Source organism: Frateuria edaphi, from assembly GCF_021117405.1.
Taxonomy (GTDB): domain Bacteria; phylum Pseudomonadota; class Gammaproteobacteria; order Xanthomonadales; family Rhodanobacteraceae; genus Frateuria_A; species Frateuria_A edaphi.
In genome coordinates, this window is record NZ_CP088251.1 from 1,559,134 (window position 1) to 1,578,821 (window position 19,688).

The following is a 19,688-nucleotide window of genomic DNA, read 5'->3' on the forward strand; positions in this document are numbered from 1 at the left end:
GGAGAACAAGCACGCATGGCCATGGCCCCGATCCAGAACCTCAACTTGGTGCCGATCGTCGTCGAGCAGACCGCTCGCGGTGAGCGGTCCTATGACATTTACTCGCGCCTGCTGAAGGAACGAGTGATCTTCCTGGTCGGCGAGGTCAACGACCAGGTCGCCAACGTGCTGATCGCGCAGATGCTGTTCCTGGAGTCGGAGAATCCGGACAAGGACATCCACCTGTACATCAACAGCCCCGGTGGCGCGGTCACTGCGGGCCTGGCGATCTATGACACCATGCAGTTCATCAAGCCCGACGTCAGCACCATGTGCATCGGCCAAGCGTGCAGCGCTGGCTCGCTGCTGTTGATGGCTGGCGCCAAGGGCAAGCGCTTCTCGCTGCCCAACTCGCGCATCATGATCCACCAGCCCTCCGGCGGTGCCCAGGGCCAGGCGACCGACATCGAGATCCAGGCACGCGAGATCCTGTACATCCGCCAGCGCCTGAACCAGCTCTACGTCGACCACACCGGTCAGCCGTTGGAGAAGATCGAGCGCGACATGGAGCGCGACCGTTTCATGAATCCGGTGGAGGCCAGGGATTACGGCCTGATCGACCAGGTGCTCGACCGCCGCGGCGTCGAAACCGTCAAGTCTGCCTGACTTCAGTCCGCCTTATTCTGGCCGATTAGATCGCCAGGAAGCATGCTCCGCGCAGGCGCAAGCAGGCGCGGAGCCCTGTGCTATTCTGGCGCTGCAACCGAAACACAGCAGGACCTGATATGAGCGACGAGCGGCAGGGCCGTTCCAACGACAGCGGCAAGATTCTCTACTGCTCCTTCTGCGGCAAGAGCCAGCATGAAGTGCGCAAGCTGATCGCGGGTCCATCCGTGTTCATCTGCGACGAGTGCGTGGAGCTCTGCAACGACATCATCCGCGAGGAGTTGGAGGAGAAGGCCGCCTCCGGGCGCAGCCATCTGCCCAAGCCCCGCGAGATCATGGAAACCCTCGACCAGTACGTGGTCGGCCAGACCCGCGCCAAGAAGGCGCTGGCAGTGGCCGTGTACAACCACTACAAGCGCATGGAATCGCGCCAGAAGAGCGACGAGGTCGAGCTCGGCAAGTCCAACATCCTCCTGATCGGCCCGACCGGCTCGGGCAAGACGCTGCTGGCCGAAACGCTGGCGCGCCTGCTCAATGTGCCGTTCACCATCGCCGACGCCACCACGCTGACCGAAGCGGGCTACGTGGGCGAGGATGTCGAGAACATCATCCAGAAGCTCCTGCAGAAGTGCGACTACGACGTCGACAAGGCGCAGTCGGGCATCGTTTACATCGACGAGATCGACAAGATTTCGCGCAAGAGCGAGAACCCGTCGATTACCCGCGACGTTTCCGGTGAAGGCGTGCAGCAGGCGCTGCTCAAGCTGATCGAGGGCACGCTGGCGTCGGTGCCGCCACAGGGTGGACGCAAGCATCCGCAGCAGGAATTCCTGCAGGTGGACACCAAGAACATCCTGTTCATCTGCGGTGGTGCGTTCGCGGGCCTCGAAAAACTGATCCAGCAGCGTTCGGAGACCACCGGCATCGGCTTCTCGGCCGAGGTCCGCTCGAAGGAGCGTACCGAGAACCTGGGCAAAGTGCTGGCCGAAGTCGAGCCGTCCGATCTGGTCAAGTTCGGTCTGATCCCGGAATTCGTCGGCCGCTTGCCGGTCGTGGCGACGTTGGACGAACTGGACGAGCCGGCGCTAGTGAAGATCCTCACCGAGCCGAAGAACGCGGTCACCAAACAGTTCCGCCGCCTGTTCGAAATGGAAGGCGTGGAGCTTGAGTTCCGCCCGGAGGCGTTGCAGGCGATCGCCAAGAAGGCGCTCAAGCGCAAGACCGGCGCGCGCGGCCTGCGCACCATCCTTGAGCAGGTGTTGCTGGACACCATGTACGAGCTGCCGTCGCTGGAGCACGTCAGCAAGGTGGTGGTGGATGACGCTGTGATCGAAGGCCAGGCGGAGCCCTACCTGATCTATCGCGGCAATCTGCAGCAGCAGCGCGTGGCGGGTGAGGGCGGCGACGCCGCCTGACCGACGCGAAGCGTCAAAAAACAGCGGCCCCGGCAATTGCCGGGGCCGTTTGTTTTTTGGCGGCAGGCACACAGGCGCCTGCTCAGGCTGGATTGCGCAGGACGCGTTGAGCCGTGGTTCTCACCGAGTCCGGCGCGTGCTGCGTAGCCTTGGCCTGGAAACTGCAAGATCGCATGACAGCCGCTCCGGAAGGTCGAGTTGACTTGACGGCGGCGCGGGTCGACTCCACTTGACCTGTCGGAGGCCTCGGCGCAGTGTCGAGGTAAACCTTACAAACCCTCGGGGATTTTTCGATGGCAAAACACGCCTCCGTTACCGCTACCGGCGCCACGCTCGACGCACTCCCGGTGCTGCCGCTGCGCGACGTGGTGGTCTACCCCCACATGGTCATCCCGCTTTTCGTCGGACGCGACAAGTCCATGCGCGCGCTCGAGCACGCGATGGAAGGCGAGCGGCAGATCCTGCTGGTGGCGCAGAAGAGCCCCGACATCGACGACCCTGCGTCCGACGACCTGCACGAGGTCGGCACCCTCGCCGGCGTGCTGCAATTGCTCAAGCTGCCCGATGGCACGGTCAAGGTGCTGGTCGAGGGCCAGGCACGCGTTTCCATCGAGGAGTACCGCAACGAGAGCGGCATGTTGATGGCCCGCTCGCGCGTGATCGAGCCGGTCTACAGTGCCAAGGAGCGCGAGCTCGACGTCATCTCGCGCACGCTGGTCTCGCTGTTCGAGCAGTTGGTCAAACAGAGCCGCAAGCTGCCGCCGGAGGTGCTCGCCACGCTATCGGGCATCGACGATCCCTCGCGCCTGGCCGATTCGATCGCAGCGCACCTGACGGTGCGCATGTCCGAAAAGCAGAAAGTGCTGGAAACGGCCGACGTCGGCCAGCGACTGGAGCTTTTGATCGGCCTGGTCGATGGCGAGATGGACCTGCAGCAGGTCGAAAAGCGCATCCGCGGCCGCGTCAAATCGCAGATGGAAAAGAGCCAGCGCGAGTACTACCTCAACGAGCAGATGAAGGCGATCCAGAAGGAACTGGGCGAAGGCGAGGAAGGCGTCAACGAGCTGGAAGAACTCCAGCGGAAGATCGAGGATGCCGGCATGCCCAAGCCGGTGCTGGCCAAGGCCAAGCAGGAGCTGTCAAAGCTCAAGCAGATGTCGCCGATGTCGGCAGAAGCCACGGTGGTGCGCAACTACCTCGACTGGCTGACCGGCGTACCGTGGAAGAAGAAGACCAAGGTGCGCAAGGACCTCGCCGTCGCGCAGGAAGTGCTCGATGCCGATCACTTCGGTCTGGAAAAGGTCAAGGACCGCATCCTCGAATACCTGGCCGTCCAGCAGCGCGTGAACACCATGAAGGGTCCGATCCTGTGCCTGGTCGGCCCGCCCGGTGTGGGCAAGACCTCGCTCGGCCAGTCGATCGCCAAGGCGACCAACCGCAAGTTCGTCCGCATGAGCCTGGGCGGCGTGCGCGACGAGGCCGAGATCCGCGGCCACCGGCGCACCTACATCGGCTCGATGCCGGGGCGCATCGTGCAGAACCTCAACAAGGTCGCCACGCGCAATCCGCTGTTCGTACTGGACGAGATCGACAAGATGTCGATGGACTTCCGCGGCGATCCCTCGTCGGCGCTGCTCGAGGTACTCGACCCGGAACAGAACCACGCTTTCAACGATCACTACCTGGAAGTCGACCTGGACCTCTCCGAGGTGATGTGGATCGCCACCGCCAACTCGCTCAACATTCCCGGCCCGCTGCTGGACCGCATGGAAGTCATCCGCGTGCCCGGCTACACCGAGGATGAGAAGCTTGCGATCGCACAGCGCTACCTGTTGCCCAAGCAGCTGAAGGCCAACGGCCTGAAGCCGGAGGAGCTGAGCATCGTCTCCGAGGCCGTGCGCGACATCGTTCGCTACTACACGCGCGAGTCCGGCGTACGCAATCTGGAGCGCGAGATCGCCAAGATCTGCCGCAAGGTGGTCAAGGAACTCACCCTCGGCCAGGTCAAGCAGGCCAAGGCCAAGCCGGCCGCGAAGGCCGCGACCAAGACGAAGAAGAAGCCGGGTGCAACGCAAGTGACCGTCACGCCCGAGAACATCGAACATTACCTGGGCGTGCGCCGCTTCGACTTCGGTCGTGCCGAGCAGGAGAACGAGGTCGGCCTGGTGACCGGCCTGGCGTGGACATCCGTTGGCGGCGACCTGCTCAGCATCGAAGCCTCAGTGGTCCAGGGCAAGGGTAGGCTGGTGCACACCGGCCAGCTCGGCGACGTCATGAAGGAATCGATCCAGGCGGCCATGTCGGTCGTACGAGCCCGCGCGGACCAGCTTGGCATCGACCCGGACTTCTACCAGAACCTGGACGTGCACATCCATGTGCCCGAGGGCGCGACACCCAAGGACGGCCCGAGCGCAGGCATTGCGATGTGCACCGCGCTGGTCTCGGTATTGACCAAGGTGCCGGTGCGTTCGGAAGTGGCGATGACCGGCGAGATCACGCTGCGCGGCCGCGTCCTGCCGATCGGCGGCCTCAAGGAGAAATTGCTGGCCGCACACCGCGGCGGGATCACCACGGTGATCATTCCCGAGGAGAACAAGAAGGACCTTGCAGACATTCCAGCCAACGTCACCTCTTCGCTGGACATCCACGCGGTGCGCTGGATCGACGAAGTGCTCGGCATCGCGCTCGAGCAACCGCTGCGTCCGGCCAAGCCGGCGGTAGAGAGCGCGGGCGAGGAACATGCGCCGGTCGAGCCGGCGACTGAGGAAACGGCTGAGAACCGTACTCGCGCACACTGATACGCAAGGTTTTTTCCCCAAGGCCGCCCGTCCCCGGGCGGCCTTTTTTTCATGTTCACGGAGCGCCTTTCGGGAGGCTTCCGGCCGTAGCCGTTCCGGCCGCCATTTGCAAGTGGTCCGGGTTGGCGATGAACCGCCGGAACCGTTGGTATTGCTTGTGTTGCGGACCGCCGTGAGGCGCTGGTATAAAGACGACACCGCAGTCAAAGCGCCGTGCATTTGGCGTAGCGATGCGGGGTTGCGGGGGATGCCGGTCATGCCATTTTATGGCGGCGTTCCCCGTCCCAGACCGATCACGCGGGCAGCAAACCGTTTAAGGGAGTGTCTCAATGAATAAAACCGATCTGATCAATGCCGTCGCCGAAAAGGCCGAGCTGACCAAGGCCGACGCCGGCCGTGCCCTCGAAGCGTTCTTCGAGACGGTGCAGAAGGCGCTGAAGAAGGGCGACGATGTGTCGGTCGTCGGCTTCGGCACGTTCACCGTGCGCAAGCGCGCCGCTCGCACCGGTCGCAACCCGCGCACCAACGAGACGATCAAGATCAAGGCTTCCAAGGTGCCGGCGTTCAAGGCTGGCAAGACGCTCAAGGATGCCCTAAACTGAGCGGCTAGTTCGCTCGGTTTCGGGTGCTTAGCTCAGCGGTAGAGCGTCGCCCTTACAAGGCGAGGGTCGTAGGTTCGATCCCTACAGCACCCACCAGAATCGCGGAGTGGTAGTTCAGTCGGTTAGAATGCTGGCCTGTCACGCCGGAGGTCGCGGGTTCGAGTCCCGTCCACTCCGCCAGTAGTTCCAAGGGCGCCCGCGTGGCGCCCTTGTCGTTTATGCTTTGCCGCTTGCAAAGCTTTCGAATCGCGGGAATCCATATGCTGCAGTCGTTGAGAGACAAGATGCACGGCTGGCCGTCCATCGTCGTGCTGGGCGTGGCGGTGTTCGCCATGTCCTTCTTCGGCATCGAGGGCTATTTCACTGCCAACACCGAGACCTTCGTGGCCAAGGTCGGAAAGCAGGAGATCAGCCAGCAGGATTTCCAGAACCGCATGAACCAGCTGCGCCAGCAGGCCAGCGAGCAGATGGGCGACCAGTTCGATCCGAGCGTCTACGAGCAGCCGGAAACGAAGGAGCGCGTGCTCGATGCCATGGTCGACCAGCAGTTGCTGCTCAAGGCCAACGACGATCTGGGACTTCGTGTTTCCGATGGCGCGGTGCGCGATGCCATCGCGGCGATCCCCGCCTTCCAGGTAAACGGGCAGTTCGATGCGGCCACCTACCAGGCCGTGCTTGCCGCCCAGCGGAAGTCGCCGGCGATGTTCGAGGACGAGGTGCGCTCCTCGATGGCGATCAGCCTGGTGCCGGATGCACTTACGGCCAGCACCATCGTCACCGGGGATGAGGTCGACCGTTTCCTGAAGCTGCGCCTGCAGCGCCGCGACGTGCGCTACGCGATGCTGCCGCGCCCGGCGCTTACCGACAGCAAGGTCACCGATGCCCAGGTCCAGGCCTATTACAAGCAGCACCAGGCCGAATTCATGGCGCCCGAACAGGTAGCCATTCGCTACGTCGAGGTGAGTGCAGCTGGCCTCAAGGCGGACAACCCGCCGACCGAGGACGACCTGCGCAAGCGCTACGAGGACGAGAAGCAGCGTTTCGTGCAGCCGGAGCAGCGCCTGGTTTCGCACATCCTGATCGACGTCCCCAAGAACGCCACGCCGCAGCAGCAGAAGGCCGCGCTGGCCAAGGCCGAGCAGATCGCCGCCGAGGCGACCCCGCAGAACTTCGCCAAGCTGGCCGAGAAGGACTCGACCGACCTGGGCTCCAGGCGCCAGGGTGGCGACCTGGGCTGGCTGGAGCAGGGTGTCACGAACAAGGCCTTCGACGAAGCGCTGTTTTCGCTGCAGAAGGGCCAGATTTCCAAGCCGGTGCTGTCGGACGAGGGCTACCACGTGATCTGGCTGCGCGACGTTCGCAGTGGCCAGGCCAAGCCGTTCGAGGAGGTACGCGGCCAACTCGAGCAAGAGGCCGTCGCCGCGGAGCGCGAACGCAAGTACAACGACGTGGCCGGCAAGCTGGCCGACAAGACCTACCAGAACCCGACCTCGCTGGAGCCCGCGGCGCAGGCACTGGACCTGCCGGTCAAGAGCACCGGCCTGTTCACCCGCGAGGGTGACAAAAGCGGCATCGCCGCCGACCCCAAGGTGGCCAAGGCGGCGTTTTCTGACGACGTGCTGGTGCAGGGCAACAACTCCGGCCTGATCGACCTGGGCAATGACCACTCGCTGGTGATTCACGTCGACAAGCACGTTCCCGCGGCGGTGAAGCCGCTGGCCGAAGTGCGCGATGCCATCGAAAAGGACATCCTCGACGAGCGCACCGCCGCGGCGGCCAAGCAGCGTGCCGATGGCCTGTTGGCGCGCCTGCAGAAGGGCGAGCCGATGGACGTCGTGGCCGCTTCGGCAGGGGCCGCCGTCCAGAACGTGCCGGAGGCGCTGCGCGTGCAGGAAGGCCTGCCCGAGCAATTGCGCGACGAGGCCTTCCTGTTGCCGCATCCGAAGGATGGCAAGCCGCAGTTCGCCGCGGTGGCCCTGCCTGAGGGCGCTTACGCGCTGCTCGCGGTGGACAAGGTGCAGGACGGCGACCTGTCGAAGGTGACGCCCGAACAGCGCAAGATGCTGCGCCAGAGCATGATGGCCGCGTACGGCAACGTGGCCACCGAAGGTTTCATCGACGCCCTGAAGGCGAAGACCGAGATCAAGATCGCCAAGGACCGGATGTAGGCGCCGGCCACCGTTGCAAACCAGAGAGGCGGCCTGCGGGCCGCCTCTTTGCTTTTGGCCTTTGCCGCCTGGGAGGGTGCCCACGGCGTGGGAGAGGGCAGATCGCGTTGTCCTGTCGCTGGCGGCATCGCTGCAGGTGCGAGGCGGATTGCCCATGTTCCGATCGAAAAAAAAGGCGGCCCGGGAAGGCCGCCTTGTTCGTTTGCCATCCGGGCCGGTGTCAGATACCGGTCATGCCCAGGATGTTGTAGCCGGCGTCCACGTAGGTGATCTCGCCCGTCACACCCGAAGCCAGGTCCGAGCACAGGAACGCGCCGACGTTGCCGACCTCGTCGATGGTCACACTGCGGCGCAGCGGCGCATTCTCGTCCACATGGTCGAGCATCTTGCGGAAATTGGAGATGCCCGCGGCGGCCAGGGTCTTGATCGGACCCGCCGAAATCGCATTGACGCGCGTGCCCTCCGGGCCCAGGTTGAACGCCAGGTAGCGTACGTTAGCTTCGAGACTTGCCTTCGCCAGACCCATCACGTTGTAGTTGTTGAGCGCGCGTTCGGCGCCGAGGTAGGTCAACGTGAGGATGGCGCCACCGCGGCCGGCCATCATCGGACGCGCGGCCTTGGCCAGCGCGGCCAGGCTGTAGCTGGAGATGTCGTGCGCAATGGTGAAGTTCTCGCGCGTGAGGTTGTCCAGGTACTGGCCCTGCAGCGCCTCGCGCGGCGCGAAGCCGACCGAGTGCACCAGGATGTCGAAGCCGTCCCAGTGCTTGCCCAGCTCCCCAAACATCTGTTCGATCTGGCCGTCCTGGGCGACGTCGCAGGGCAGCACGATGTTGGAGCCGAACGCATTGGCGGCTTCGTCGACGCGGTCCTTCAGCCGCTCGTTCTGATAGGTGAAGGCCAGTTGCGCGCCTTCACGATGCATCGCGTTGGCAATGCCCCAGGCGATCGAGCGCTGGCTGGCGATGCCGACGATCAGGGCACGCTTGCCGTGCAGGAATCCCATGCGTCCTCCAAGAAGTTGATGGCGCGCCAGACGGCGCAGCCGGGTGATTTTAGCAGCGTGCCGGCTCCCATAGGTCCACCGCAGGTGGCGTGATCGGTCGCAACCGGCCGCGGCGGTTCTTGTCTCTTTCCCCACATGGCGTAGACCAGGGCCGGGATAGGGTGGCCGCATGCGCCTGCCGTCCAGCACGCCACCTTCCCCAGGGAAACCCATGAGCGTGTCCGCCTTGCGGCTTTGGAATGCCATTGCAGCGGTCGCTGCCGCACCGCTTTTGCTGGCGATCGTCGAGATTTTCCACCCGCATCCCCACGATCTGTTCGATCTGGACGTGCAACGGTGGATGTTCGTTCACTACGCGCAGATCCCGCTGTTCCCGCTTGCCGCGCTGTCGATGGCGCTGCTGGTGCGCGACCGCACCGATTGGGCGGCGCGATTGTGCAAGGCCGGCATGTTCGTCTTCGCAGTGGCCTTCACCTCGTTCGACACGGCGGCCGGGCTGGCGATCGGCCTGCTGGTCAAGGGAGCGGTGGCGTCCGGTCATCCCGAATCGTGGCGCGACATGATCGATGCGTTGTGGTTCGACCCCGTACTCGGGGGCAAAGGCTTCACCGATGCGCCGCTGATGGGCCTGATCGGCCGACTGTCGCTGTCGTTCGGCGCGGTGGCCGGCGCGATTTCCCTCAAGCGGGCGGGACACGGCTGGCTGCCTGTGCTGCTGCTGGCCGTCGCCAGCTTCGGCATCAACGTGTTCAAGTCGCATTCCTGGCCGGGCGGACCACTTACCTTCGGTGGCATGGCACTGGCGGCCGGTTGGATCCGCTGGGAAAGCCTGCGCTGGCAGGCGCGTGCGGTGGCGTCGGTGCAGGAGGGGGCGGACGCCTCCGTCGGCAGGGTCGCGGGGGCCAGATCCCGCGTCGGCGTGCCCTGAGGGCGACCCTCGCGGCTCTCTCCTCCCAGGCCTTCCCCGGACGTTCCTGACCCGGCGCAGCGTCCGCTGACCTGTATCAATGCAAAGTCCCGCCATCGCGCGCATCGTGACTCCGTTGCGACGCGGTAACACCGGGCCGGCCAACATCATGCGGCCGCCGTCGATGACTGGCGCGCATCCGCCACATCCGCGAGGAGCCCGCCATGAACAAGCCCGTCAAACGCACGCCGTCCACGGACACCACCGGCTTGCGCCAGGTCGCCGAGCGCAGGATCGACGACGAACTGGCGCAGAGCTTCCCGGCCAGCGATCCGCCCAGCTGGACCCTTGGCGCCGCGAATCCGGACGACGCCGGCGACACCGACAGGAGGACACCGTGACGCAACTGCTATACCCCGAATCCACTGCCGCGCTCGCGCGCAAGCGCAGGGAACTCGCACCGGAACCCTCGCAGGCTTTCAAGGCTTTCAGCGCGGCGGTCTTCGCCGAGGGCGCGTTGCCGGCGCAGACCAAGCAGCTGATCGCGGTGGCGGTGGCACACGTCACCCAATGCCCCTATTGCATCAAGGGCCACACCGCCGAGGCGCTCAAGCATGGTGCCAGCGAGCAACAGATCATGGAGGCCATCTGGGTAGCCGCCGAGATGCGCGCCGGCGGCGCCTACGCGCATTCCGCGCTGGCGCTGGACGCCATGCAGCAGCACGCGCATCCGGGCGGGGGTGCCTGACTGCCATGGCGACGCGGTTCGAAGGCGTCTCGGCCAACGTGCTCGATGCGGTGGGCGGCACGCCCCTGATCGAGATCGAAGGCATCTACGCCAAGCTCGAGTTTCTCAATCCGTCCGGCTCGATCAAGGCGCGTATCGCCAAGTACATGATCGAGCGGGCCGAGCAGGAAGGCCTGCTCAAGCCTGGCGACACCATCGTCGAGGCGACCAGCGGCAATACCGGCAACGCCTTGTCGATGGTCGCCGCGGTCAAGGGCTACCGCATGCTGGTGGTGATGCCCGAGGGCCTGTCCAGCGAGCGCGTGGCGATTTCGCGTGCCTATGGTGCCGATGTGTTGTTCTGCGGCAACTTCCACGTGGACCAGGCGCTGCAGCGGGCGCGGGAGTTGGGGCGGCAACCGGGGTTCTTCTTCCCCGGCCAGTTCGAGTCCGAGTGGAACGTGGAGGAGAACCGGCTGATCCTCGGGCCGGAAATCCTTTCCCAATTGCCATCAGGGCGGTTGCCCGACGCGCTGGTGCTGGGCGTAGGTACCGGCGGCACGCTGGTCGGCGTCGGCCAGGCCTTCCGTGAGGCCAACCCGCGGGTGCGTCTGTTCGCGATGGAACCCAGCGAGTCGCGAACCATCCTTTGCGGCGAAATCGCCGCGCACACCATCGAAGGCATCTCCGACGGATTCATTCCCGGCATCTTCCAGCGCAACGCCGGCCTGGTGAACGACGTGCTCAGCGTGTCCAGCGAGGATGCCGTGGCCGCGATGCGCCACCTGGCCCGCCACCACGGCCTGCTGTGTGGTCCCAGCTCGGGCGCGCACCTGCTGGCGGCCAAGCGGGTGCGAGAGCGTTTCCCGGAGGTCACGACGGTGGTGACCGCCTTTTGCGACGAGGGCGAAAAGTACCTGCACGATTACTTCATGCCGGGGCAGGAAGCGGCGTCGACGACACCGCAGTTCGGATGAGTTTCGCAGGCCGCAACGGTTGTAGGCGCCGCGCCGAATAGCGACCGGCGTCGCTGGTAGCGGGGATAAAACAGCGCGCGCGGGGTGCGCTCCTGCGGCCGCGCGAGCCGTTGCACTGGGTGCGGTCAATCCCCATGTTGTGCGGCTGGCCCCAAGGAGCAACCACCGTGCCCGACCTCTCCGCTTTCCCGATCACCGCGCGCTGGCCGGCACGTCATCCGGACCGCATCCAGCTCTATTCGCTCAACACGCCCAACGGCGTGAAGGCGTCGATCATGCTGGAGGAGACCGGGCTGGCGTACGAGCCGCACTTGGTCGACATCATGCGCGACGAGAACAAGACGCCGGAGTTTCTCTCGCTCAACCCGAACGGCAAGATCCCCGCGATCATCGATCCGGACGGGCCGGGCGGCGAGCCGATCGGGCTGTTCGAGTCCGGTGCGATCCTGCTCTATCTTGCGGAGAAGACGGGCATGTTCCTGTCCGCCGATCCGGCGTTGCGCTGGGAGACCATCCAATGGGTGTTTTTCCAGATGGCGGCGATCGGGCCCATGTTCGGACAGGTCGGTTTCTTCCATAAATTCGCCGGGCGCGAGTATGAGGACAAGCGTCCGCTCGAGCGCTACGTCGTCGAATCGCGGCGGCTGCTCGGCGTGCTGGAAGCGCGCCTGGACGAGCGACCGTGGTTGATGGGCGAGGACTACAGCATCGCCGACATCGCCACGCTGGGCTGGGTGCGCAATTTGGTCGGGTTCTACGAGGCGCGCGACCTGGTGCATTTCGACGAATTGTCGAACGTGCCTGCGTGGCTGGAGCGAGGGCTGGCCCGTCCGGCCGTGGAGCGCGGCCTGCAGATCCCCAGCCGCGGCTAGTTTCCGATGTGCGCTTTGGCGTGAGCCGGTTTCGGCACGGCAGTTTCCGTGCGGGCCGGTTCCGTGCGGGCCGGTTCTGCCCGGGCCGGGTTCACTCGGGTCCGGTCCAGTCGCGCATGTTCCAGCAGTGTGGTCGCCGCCGGAGACCACAAGGTCCAGTTGTGGTGTCCCGGCAGCTCGAAGGCGTGGCCCGGCGGCAGCTGCGCGGCCAGCAGGCCGATGCGGTCGCGAAAGCGTTCCTTGTCGCCGTAGGCCACCCATATCGATCCGGCCCGCCCGGGATCGCCGGACCAGCTCTGGATGTAGCGCCACAGTTCGCGCTGGTAGGTTTGCGCCGTGAATCGCTGCGGTGGTCCCGGTTGCCAGCGATCCAGACCGCCCGCGGCGCGGATCTCGCGATAGAGCGGCTTGTCGCCGAGGTAGGGCGAGATCAACAGCATGCCGTCGATCTCGCCCGGATACGCCCGGTCGTACATCAGCGCGCCCAGCCCGCCGAGCGAGATGCCAGCCAGCCAGACCTGGTCGTAGTGCCGCACGCGGGCCGGGAGAAGGACCTCCTCATGCAGGCGCTCGGCCGCGCGCCCCTCGCGATAGAAGGGCATGGTGAGGCCGGTCAGGATGACGTCGGCGTCGGGCCACTGCTCATGGATCGTCTGCGCGATGCCGCGCTTGCCCAGCGACTGGAGGTCGTCGCCGCGTCCGGGCAGCATCACGACCAGCCGGTGCGGCGGTTGCGCAGCAGGTACCCATCGGGTCGGAATCGGACGGGTGATGTCCCCGCCCGCGCTGCAGGCGGCCAGCAACAGGGCGACCAGGGGACCCAACAGGGACGACGGATGCAGGCGCATGGAAGGATGTCCAATGAGCGGCAAGGCACCAGCGTGCGCCGGCGGAGATGAAGGGCGCGCCCTGACGGGAAACGATCCTCCTGGAGTCCTGTACGTGACAGAAGCCTCGGTGGATGCTTTGCCTTGCCTTGGTCGCCGCCGCGAGGTCCGCGCTACCGGCGCCTGATCAGCGGTTCGCGGACGCAGCGATTTCGCGCAACGCCTGTTCGAACACCTCCGGCGGCTGCCCGCCAGGGATCAGGTGCGTGCCGTTGACGATCGTGGCCGGTACCGAGCGGATGCCGCGCTGCTGGAAGAAGCGCTCCTGCGCACGCACCTCGTCGGCATAGGCGCCGCTTTCCAGGATGCCGCGGGCCTCGTCGCGATTCAGACCCGCCTCGCCGGCCAGGCGCACCAGCACCTCGTGCGATGCGACGTCCTCGCCGTCGGTGAAGTAGGCGCGCAGCAGTGCCTTCTTGAGCGCCAGGTGGTGGCCTTGCAGCTCGGCCCAGTGCAACAGGCGATGGGCATCGAAGGTGTTGTGGACGCGGCTGCCCACGCCCATGTTGAACGCGAAACCCACCGCCGCCGCCCGCTCGCGGATCACCGCCCGGTTGGATTCCACCTGCGTCATGTCGATGCCGTACTTGCGCATCAGATGCTCGGTGGCATCTTCGCCCTCCGCCGGCAACTGCGGGTTGAGTTCGAACGGCTGCAGGTGGATGTCCGCCTGCACCGTGCCGTCCAGGCGCTGGAGGGCCTGCTCGAGCGACGCGAGGCCGACGGCGCACCAGGGGCAGGAAACGTCCGAGACGAAGTCGATGCGGAGCGGGGTGGGAGCGGTCATGGCGGTTCCAGCGGTGGCGTGGAAGTTACATGGAGCCCGCCGTGGTCATGTCAACCGCCGCGGGTTCGTACCAATGCCGCGTCAGAGGACGTTCTTGCCCTCGCCCGGGTGGTAGACCTGCTCGGTATGGCCTTTGAGCTGCTCGGGCCAGTAGTACACCTCGCGCAGGTTGCCGGTGGTGTAGCGCTCGGCCTCATCGTTGAAGTGCGGCGACTCGGGATGCCCGCTCTCGCCGCCGGCGGTGATCGCCCGTGCGCTGACCTTGGGGCCGAACTCCACCACGGCCACGAAGCTGTTGCCGCTGGTGCCGTAGTAGCGCTTGGTGCCAGGCCAGCGGTGCGCGCCGAAGGAGGCCAGCGAACCCCAGCGCGAGGAGGTGAAGGGCACCGGAATGCTCGGCTTGCTGTCGTCGAATGGCTGCACGAGGTCGCCGTTGATGCGCTGGAAACGGTTGATCTCGCCCCAGGGAACGCCCCAGTGGCCGAAGTCTTTTTCCAGCCGGTCGACCGCCTCCACCAGCGCGCCAAGGCGCGCCTTCGAGCCGGCCTTCTCGGCCATGGCATCGTAGATCGACAGCCCCTCGGCGGTGTCGGCCTTGCTCACTTCATCCCACAACGTGTCGCCCCATAACACCGCCAGCGAGGTCGGCATCGAGGCAATGCCCCAGCGATAGTCCCAGTGGCGCAGCAGGGCGATCGGGCCTGCCAGCTTCTTCTTCAGCGGATCGCTCGCCGGCAGTGCGTCGTAGTCGGCGACCAGGATCGGGATCTGCCGCGCGAACGCCGGCAGGTAGGAGTCGAACGCGGCCGTGATCAGCGAGGCGCGAGTGAAGTCGTCCTTCCCGGAAAGCACCCGGATGGCGTGCAGGCCTCGCGGGTTCTCGCCGAAGGTGTCCATGTACCGCGGGAAGTCGTCCTTCTTCGGGCTGTCCTTGCCGGCGGCGGAGTAGGGCCAGTTGTTGGTGTTGTAGGCCCAGCCGTTGGCCGGGTTGACCACGCGCGGCGCCTGGTCCAGCGGCGTGAGGCCGTGCCAGTCGGTGGCCGGGTTGGAGCCGTCGACAGGCTTGGTGTAGTCGAAACGGTCGTCGCGCCGGGGAATGAACTGCGGGTGCAGATAGGCGATCTCGCCCTTGTCGTCGGCGAACAGCGTGTTGTTGGACGAGTTGGCCTTGAGCTCGGCCACCTTCATGTAGCTGGCGTAGTCGTGCGCCTTGGTGCGCAACCAGCTCTGCTCCAGCGCGGGAATCGGCCGGTTCATCAGCGCCATGGCGATCCATTTGCCGCCCGCCTCGCGCACGATCGGGCCGTGATGGGTGAAGTATGCGGTGAAGCTGCGTTTGGCCATCGAGCCGTCCGCGGCGCGGTAGGGCACGGTGATCTCGCGCTCGGTGACGGGACGGAGTTCCTTGCCGTAGCGGTAATACCGCTTGCCGTCCTTGCGCACGATGGTTTCGGCGAACTCGTCCACCACGTCGGCGCCGGTGGAGGTGTGCATCCAGCCGATGTGGTGGTTGAAGCCCTGGTAGACGAAGAATTGGCCCCAGGTCACCGCGCCATAGGCGTCCAGTCCCGCATCGGAAGCCATCTGCAATTCGGAGCGGAAGAAGAACGAGGTGTGCGGATTGATCAGCAGCAGCGCGTGATCGTCGGCGGTGAGCTTCGGGGCGATGGCAATGCCGTTGGAGCCGGTCGGTTCGACCCAGCTCGGATGCGCCTGGGTCATGGCCACCGGTGCCGGCGCATCGTCGGGCTTCCCGTAGAACGCCTGCAGTTGCTCGAGGGAAACCCGCTCGATGTCACCGCCGATGCTGCCCTCGGTGAAACTCAGCGCCATCCACGGTTCGTAGTGGGTGATCACCCGCGGGTGCGCGTCCGGATGGGTGGCCAGGTAATAGTTGAGGCCGTCGGCCCACGCGTTCATCAGCTGCTTGAGCCAATCGGGACTTTGCGCGTAGAGCTTCTTCAGCTCGACCGGGTCGATGAAGAGCTTCTGGCGCAAGTCCGACCAGATCGCCTTTTCGCCTTCGGCCTCGGCCAGTCGCCCCATGGAGTTGAGGTAATTGGTCTCGACGCGGTTGAAGTCGTCCTCGGCCTGCGCGTAGACCATGCCGAACACGGCATCGGCGTCGGTCTTGCCGTGTACGTGGGCGATACCCCAGTCGTCGCGGGTGATCGTCACGGCCTGGGCTTCCTGTTTCCAGCGTGTCTGCTCACCCGAATCGGCATGCGCGGTGCCGATCAGGCCAAGCGCAAGCAACGTGGCCAGCGGCAGGGCGCGCAGCGCGTGATGGAGCGTCGGGCGGACCGGCGTGGACGAAATGGTGGCAGGCATCAGGGGCTCCCTTGCGTGGCTGGGCCGGGGGGACCGCGAGCAACCGGGTCCGCCGGACGTCGCCGGCAACCATAGCAGGCACGGTCGCCGTACGAATCCGATGACCGGTCGGCCATCACGAATCGGGGCCCTCCGCTCTTGACGCCTACCAAGCTGCTGCGGCAGGTTCGGGCGATCCTTCCCCACTGGCGACTGCCTTGTCCTTCATCCGCTCCGGGCGCGTGCCCCTGTTTCGCGTGAGCTGTCTCCTCCCGCTGGCCGTGCTGCTGGCCGCCTGCGGCCCCGTACGCAACCCGATGGCGCACTGGGTGCCCTCGCCCAACTACGACCAGCGCCGACCGGTGGCGATCGTCATCCACTTCACCGACCAGGGTTCGGTGCAGGAGAGCCTGCACACCTTGCGCACGGCCAACAGCGGCGGGCCGGTAAGCGCGCACTACCTGATCGGCAGCGATGGCGGGATCTACCAGCTGGTCGCCGACGACAAGCGCGCCTGGCAGGCCGGACCGGGGCGCTGGGGCACCATCACCGACCTCAACTCGGCCTCGATCGGCATCGAACTGGACAACAACGGGCATTCGCCCTTCGCCCCGGCGCAGATCGACAGCCTGCTGCGCCTGCTGGCCGACCTCACCACGCGCTTGCACATCCCGCCCACGCAGATCATCGGTCACGAAGACCTCGCGCCTGGCCGCAAGGACGACCCCGGCCCGCTGTTTCCCTGGCAGCGCCTGGCCGAGGCGGGCTTCGGCCTGTGGCCGCAAGGGCCGCTGATCGACCCGCCGCCTGGCTTCGATCCGTGGATGGCGCTGGCACTGGTGGGCTATCCGCTGGACGATCGTCCGGCGGCGGTGCGCTCGTTCCACCATCATTTCCGGGGCATGGACGGCGATACGCTGGATGCGCAGGACCTGCGCGTGCTTTACGCGCTGTCGTGCCAACTCACCGGGACAAAGGAACGGGTGCCGGTCTCGGCCCGCTAGGCCGCTTGTTCCCTTGAAAGGCTGGCTTGGCGCGGGTGTCGAAATCCGGCCGGCCCGTTCGTCGGAATGACGCAGGCCCACTCATTCCCGACGAGGAAATGCCCATGCAAGTCCAGCCCTACCTGTTTTTCGATGGCCGCTGCGAAGAAGCCGTGGCGTTCTACCGCGATTCGCTCGGCGCGCAGGTGATCGCGCTGATGCACTACGCAGACGCGCCGCCGGGCGACGCTGGCTGCCCCGGCGGCCAGATGCCGCCCGCGGACAAGGTGATGCACGCCGCGCTGCAGATCGGCCAGACCGTGGTCATGGCCTCGGACGGTTTCGCCAACGGACGCCCGGAGTTCAAGGGTGTGTCGCTTTCCATCGCCGCCGACGACGACGCGCAGGCGCGCAAGCTGTTCGACGCGCTGGCCGCCGGCGGCCAGGTGCAGCAGCCACTGGGCCCCAGCTTCTTCGCCTCCAGCTTCGGCATGGTGGTCGACCGGTTCGGCGTGTCCTGGATGGTGGTGGCCGGCGTGCAGGGTTGATCCCGGGGACGGCACCGTCGCCCCCGCTGCAGCGCACTGCCGCGAGGTCCGCGATCGAAACCCGGTGCCGCCGGACAGGGCAGGGCACGGCGCCGGATCGCCTTTTCGCAGACGACACAATCCACGCTTCCGTTCCTGCCGCGTGGTGATGCCGCCGAGCATCAGCGGCGCCGTCCCGACGCGGTCGGCCAGCGGCCTCGGACCAGCTGGCTGATCGCCGGACCGTCGGCAATCAACGGCGCGCCCAGCAGGCCGCCGCGGCCGCCGCGGCCGCCGTCGATGGTGGCGATGGCCGGTATCGCCGGTGTGGTCCAGGGGCGCCAGCGCGTGGGGCCCAGCCAGCACACGCCACGGGGCCCGAGCGCGTCCGAGCCGTTGACGCGCCGTTGGCGGCACAGGTGCCGGAATCGGCCGGCCGCAGGACACGCGGCGGAAATCGCGCCGGGTCGGGCGGGCGCCCGCTCGAGAATGTTTCGTGAGGCGCGCGAGGGTGGACGCCCGCGTAATCCACAGGATCACGGCATGGCCCCATCGAACAGCGACGCGCGCGCCGCCGCGCCGGCAGGCAGGCTGCGCCGGTGGTTGCGCCAGGACATCGAGCGGCCTCTGGACGAGCTGGCAGGCGGCCGCGCGCGGCTGAAAGTGATCGTGTTGCTGGCCTGCGTGTTGTCGCTGGATGCCGCCGACAAGGCGACCGTGGGCGCGGTGGCCGCGCCGATGAAGTCGGCGCTGGATATCGGGAATCTCCAGATCGGCTGGCTGGTGACCGCCTCGACCGCGATCGCCGCCGTGGTGACGCTGCCATTCGGCGCACTGGTCGACCGCGTGCCGCGCGTGCGCCTGTTGGCGATCACGCTGGTGGTGTGGTCGGCGGCCATGCTGTTGAGCGGCCTGGCGGGTTCCTATTCGATGCTGTTGCTGAGCCGCCTGGCGCTGGGCGTGGTCGCCTCGGCCGCCTCGCCTGCAGTGACCTCGCTGACCGGCGATTTCTTCCGGCCCGGGGAGCGCGGGCGCATCTTCGGCTACGTGCTCGCGGGCGAACTTCTGGGCGTGGCGCTCGGCTTCCTCGTCTGCGGCAACGTCGCCGCCTGGTGGTCCTGGCGCGCGGCGTTCTTCGTGCTGGCCGGGCTAGGTTTCGTGCTGGCAGTGGTGCTGTGGCGTTGCCTGCCCGAACCCTCGCGCGGCGGGCAAAGCCGCATCCCCGTCGGCGCCCGCCGCGTGCCCGTCGAGGACGAACCCGGCCAGGCATCGACCGGCAGTGCGGCGGGCAGCGGTTCGCTGCGGCGGGTGATCCGCTGGCGGGGCGTGCGTCCCCGCCATGCGCTGATGACGATGAACCCGGCGTCCGCCTCGCTCTGGCGCGCGGTGCGCTACGTATTGGCGGTGCCGACCTGCCGCACGCTGATCGTCGCCTCGGCGCTGGGCTACTTCTACTTCACCGGGCTGCGCACCTTCGCCATCGTGTTCATGCGCGGGCGTTTCGAACTCGGCCAGTCGGTGGCCAGCAGCCTGGCGGTGCTGCTCGGTCTGGGCGCCATCGTCGGCGTGCTGCTGGCCGGGCGCCTGGGCGACCGGCTGATCGATCGCGGTCGCCTGACCGGGCGGGTACTGGTGGCGGCCGGAGCCTACCTGCTGGCGACGGCCGCCTTCCTGCCTGGCCTGCTGATCGGCTCGTTGTGGCTGGCCGCGCCATTCTTCTTCCTCGCAGCGGCGGGCATTGGTGGCGCCAACCCCGCCGTGGACGCCGCGCGCCTGGACGTGATGCCCTCGGCGCTGTGGGGGCGGGCCGAAGGCGTGCGGGCGACCTTCCGCTTTGCGCTGGAAGCGGTCGCGCCGCCGTTGTTCGGTTACGTGTCGGCCCGGTTTGCCGGCCACGTGCAGGCCGGCAATGCGGCGGGGCTGGACCTCGCCTTCCTGGCGATGCTGGCGCCGCTCGCTGCCGCGGGCCTGCTGCTCCTTGTGCGCACCACCCGTACCTACGCGCGCGACGTGGCCTCGGCGCTTGCCGCCGAGCAGCGCACCCGCCATTGATCCCGGACATCCACCCAAGCACACCGTC

The 19,688-nt window shown here is 66.5% G+C and carries 18 protein-coding genes and 2 tRNA genes; 15 read left to right on the forward strand and 5 right to left on the reverse strand.

Going from position 1 to position 19,688, the window contains the following annotated elements:
* Positions 1–15: 15 nt before the first annotated feature.
* The 7 genes from clpP (at position 16) to LQ772_RS07500 (ending at position 7,628) form a co-directional block, all read left to right on the forward strand.
* Positions 16–645 (forward strand): ATP-dependent Clp endopeptidase proteolytic subunit ClpP, encoded by a 630-nt coding sequence (gene clpP / locus LQ772_RS07470; RefSeq protein ID WP_231325409.1) that lies wholly within the window; start codon positions 16–18, stop codon positions 643–645.
* 119 nt (positions 646–764) lie between these two features.
* Positions 765–2,060 (forward strand): ATP-dependent Clp protease ATP-binding subunit ClpX, encoded by a 1,296-nt coding sequence (gene clpX, locus LQ772_RS07475; RefSeq protein WP_209623092.1) that lies wholly within the window; start codon positions 765–767, stop codon positions 2,058–2,060.
* A 293-nt stretch (positions 2,061–2,353) separates the two neighbouring features.
* A complete protein-coding gene (gene lon, locus LQ772_RS07480) occupies positions 2,354–4,858 on the forward strand; it encodes an endopeptidase La (RefSeq protein WP_231325411.1) in 2,505 nt (834 codons plus the stop codon).
* A gap of 329 nt (positions 4,859–5,187) precedes the next feature.
* The gene (locus LQ772_RS07485; RefSeq protein WP_209623098.1) at positions 5,188–5,460 is read left to right on the forward strand and encodes an HU family DNA-binding protein; all 273 of its coding nucleotides are present in this window, start codon (positions 5,188–5,190) and stop codon (positions 5,458–5,460) included.
* A 21-nt stretch (positions 5,461–5,481) separates the two neighbouring features.
* Positions 5,482–5,556 (forward strand) — tRNA-Val (locus LQ772_RS07490).
* 7 nt (positions 5,557–5,563) lie between these two features.
* Positions 5,564–5,640: transfer RNA gene (locus LQ772_RS07495), tRNA-Asp, on the forward strand.
* Positions 5,641–5,720: 80 nt separating this feature from the next.
* Positions 5,721–7,628, forward strand: coding sequence for a SurA N-terminal domain-containing protein (locus LQ772_RS07500; RefSeq protein WP_231325413.1), 1,908 nt, complete (start codon positions 5,721–5,723; stop codon positions 7,626–7,628).
* 220 nt (positions 7,629–7,848) lie between these two features.
* On the opposite strand, the gene LQ772_RS07505 is transcribed toward LQ772_RS07500, so the two are convergent.
* Positions 7,849–8,631 (reverse strand): enoyl-ACP reductase FabI, encoded by a 783-nt coding sequence (locus tag LQ772_RS07505; protein ID WP_231325415.1) that lies wholly within the window; start codon positions 8,629–8,631, stop codon positions 7,849–7,851.
* 211 nt (positions 8,632–8,842) lie between these two features.
* Between LQ772_RS07505 and LQ772_RS07510 the strand changes: the two genes are divergently transcribed.
* The 5 genes from LQ772_RS07510 to LQ772_RS07530 all read left to right on the forward strand — a co-directional run bounded on the left by LQ772_RS07510 (position 8,843) and on the right by LQ772_RS07530 (position 12,114).
* Complete coding sequence (locus LQ772_RS07510) at positions 8,843–9,559, forward strand: hypothetical protein (RefSeq protein ID WP_231325417.1); 717 nt, start codon at positions 8,843–8,845, stop codon at positions 9,557–9,559.
* 203 nt (positions 9,560–9,762) lie between these two features.
* A complete protein-coding gene (locus tag LQ772_RS07515) occupies positions 9,763–9,939 on the forward strand; it encodes a hypothetical protein (protein ID WP_231325419.1) in 177 nt (58 codons plus the stop codon).
* Positions 9,936–10,286: a carboxymuconolactone decarboxylase family protein gene (locus tag LQ772_RS07520; RefSeq protein ID WP_231325421.1), complete on the forward strand. Its 351-nt coding sequence runs from the start codon at positions 9,936–9,938 to the stop codon at positions 10,284–10,286. The genes LQ772_RS07515 and LQ772_RS07520 overlap by 4 nt, the downstream gene beginning before the upstream one ends.
* A 5-nt stretch (positions 10,287–10,291) precedes the next feature.
* Positions 10,292–11,242: a PLP-dependent cysteine synthase family protein gene (locus LQ772_RS07525; RefSeq protein WP_231325422.1), complete on the forward strand. Its 951-nt coding sequence runs from the start codon at positions 10,292–10,294 to the stop codon at positions 11,240–11,242.
* 167 nt (positions 11,243–11,409) lie between these two features.
* The gene (locus tag LQ772_RS07530) at positions 11,410–12,114 is read left to right on the forward strand and encodes a glutathione S-transferase N-terminal domain-containing protein (RefSeq protein WP_231325424.1); all 705 of its coding nucleotides are present in this window, start codon (positions 11,410–11,412) and stop codon (positions 12,112–12,114) included.
* Here the strand turns inward: LQ772_RS07530 and LQ772_RS07535 are convergent.
* The 3 genes from LQ772_RS07535 to LQ772_RS07545 form a co-directional block, all read right to left on the reverse strand.
* Positions 12,111–12,962, reverse strand: a complete 852-nt coding sequence (locus LQ772_RS07535; RefSeq protein ID WP_231325426.1) for an esterase family protein — start codon at positions 12,960–12,962, stop codon at positions 12,111–12,113. The genes LQ772_RS07530 and LQ772_RS07535 overlap by 4 nt on opposite strands.
* 166 nt (positions 12,963–13,128) lie before the next feature.
* A complete protein-coding gene (locus LQ772_RS07540; RefSeq protein WP_231325428.1) occupies positions 13,129–13,788 on the reverse strand; it encodes a DsbA family oxidoreductase in 660 nt (219 codons plus the stop codon).
* An 81-nt stretch (positions 13,789–13,869) separates the two neighbouring features.
* A complete protein-coding gene (locus LQ772_RS07545; protein WP_231325430.1) occupies positions 13,870–16,119 on the reverse strand; it encodes a penicillin acylase family protein in 2,250 nt (749 codons plus the stop codon).
* Between the two features lie 296 nt (positions 16,120–16,415).
* On the opposite strand from LQ772_RS07545, the gene LQ772_RS07550 reads away from it, so the two are divergent.
* Complete coding sequence (locus LQ772_RS07550; protein WP_231325963.1) at positions 16,416–17,102, forward strand: N-acetylmuramoyl-L-alanine amidase; 687 nt, start codon at positions 16,416–16,418, stop codon at positions 17,100–17,102.
* 104 nt (positions 17,103–17,206) lie between these two features.
* Positions 17,207–17,629, forward strand: a complete 423-nt coding sequence (locus tag LQ772_RS07555) for a VOC family protein (RefSeq protein ID WP_231325432.1) — start codon at positions 17,207–17,209, stop codon at positions 17,627–17,629.
* A 161-nt stretch (positions 17,630–17,790) separates the two neighbouring features.
* Here LQ772_RS07555 and LQ772_RS07560 read toward each other — a convergent pair whose 3' ends face one another.
* Positions 17,791–17,976, reverse strand: a complete 186-nt coding sequence (locus LQ772_RS07560; RefSeq protein WP_231325433.1) for a hypothetical protein — start codon at positions 17,974–17,976, stop codon at positions 17,791–17,793.
* 175 nt (positions 17,977–18,151) lie between these two features.
* On the opposite strand from LQ772_RS07560, the gene LQ772_RS07565 reads away from it, so the two are divergent.
* The gene (locus LQ772_RS07565; protein ID WP_231325435.1) at positions 18,152–19,660 is read left to right on the forward strand and encodes an MFS transporter; all 1,509 of its coding nucleotides are present in this window, start codon (positions 18,152–18,154) and stop codon (positions 19,658–19,660) included.
* Positions 19,661–19,688 lie beyond the last annotated feature (28 nt).

Coding starts and splice junctions, on each gene's coding strand:
- clpP (WP_231325409.1), top strand. CDS start 16: ATGGCCATGGCCCCGATCCAGAACCTCAACTTGGTGCCGATCGTCGTC.
- clpX (WP_209623092.1), top strand. CDS start 765: ATGAGCGACGAGCGGCAGGGCCGTTCCAACGACAGCGGCAAGATTCTC.
- lon (WP_231325411.1), top strand. CDS start 2,354: ATGGCAAAACACGCCTCCGTTACCGCTACCGGCGCCACGCTCGACGCA.
- LQ772_RS07485 (WP_209623098.1), top strand. CDS start 5,188: ATGAATAAAACCGATCTGATCAATGCCGTCGCCGAAAAGGCCGAGCTG.
- LQ772_RS07500 (WP_231325413.1), top strand. CDS start 5,721: ATGCTGCAGTCGTTGAGAGACAAGATGCACGGCTGGCCGTCCATCGTC.
- LQ772_RS07505 (WP_231325415.1), bottom strand. CDS start 8,631: ATGGGATTCCTGCACGGCAAGCGTGCCCTGATCGTCGGCATCGCCAGC.
- LQ772_RS07510 (WP_231325417.1), top strand. CDS start 8,843: ATGAGCGTGTCCGCCTTGCGGCTTTGGAATGCCATTGCAGCGGTCGCT.
- LQ772_RS07515 (WP_231325419.1), top strand. CDS start 9,763: ATGAACAAGCCCGTCAAACGCACGCCGTCCACGGACACCACCGGCTTG.
- LQ772_RS07525 (WP_231325422.1), top strand. CDS start 10,292: ATGGCGACGCGGTTCGAAGGCGTCTCGGCCAACGTGCTCGATGCGGTG.
- LQ772_RS07535 (WP_231325426.1), bottom strand. CDS start 12,962: ATGCGCCTGCATCCGTCGTCCCTGTTGGGTCCCCTGGTCGCCCTGTTG.
- LQ772_RS07540 (WP_231325428.1), bottom strand. CDS start 13,788: ATGACCGCTCCCACCCCGCTCCGCATCGACTTCGTCTCGGACGTTTCC.
- LQ772_RS07545 (WP_231325430.1), bottom strand. CDS start 16,119: ATGCCTGCCACCATTTCGTCCACGCCGGTCCGCCCGACGCTCCATCAC.
- LQ772_RS07550 (WP_231325963.1), top strand. CDS start 16,416: ATGGCGCACTGGGTGCCCTCGCCCAACTACGACCAGCGCCGACCGGTG.
- LQ772_RS07555 (WP_231325432.1), top strand. CDS start 17,207: ATGCAAGTCCAGCCCTACCTGTTTTTCGATGGCCGCTGCGAAGAAGCC.
- LQ772_RS07565 (WP_231325435.1), top strand. CDS start 18,152: ATGGCCCCATCGAACAGCGACGCGCGCGCCGCCGCGCCGGCAGGCAGG.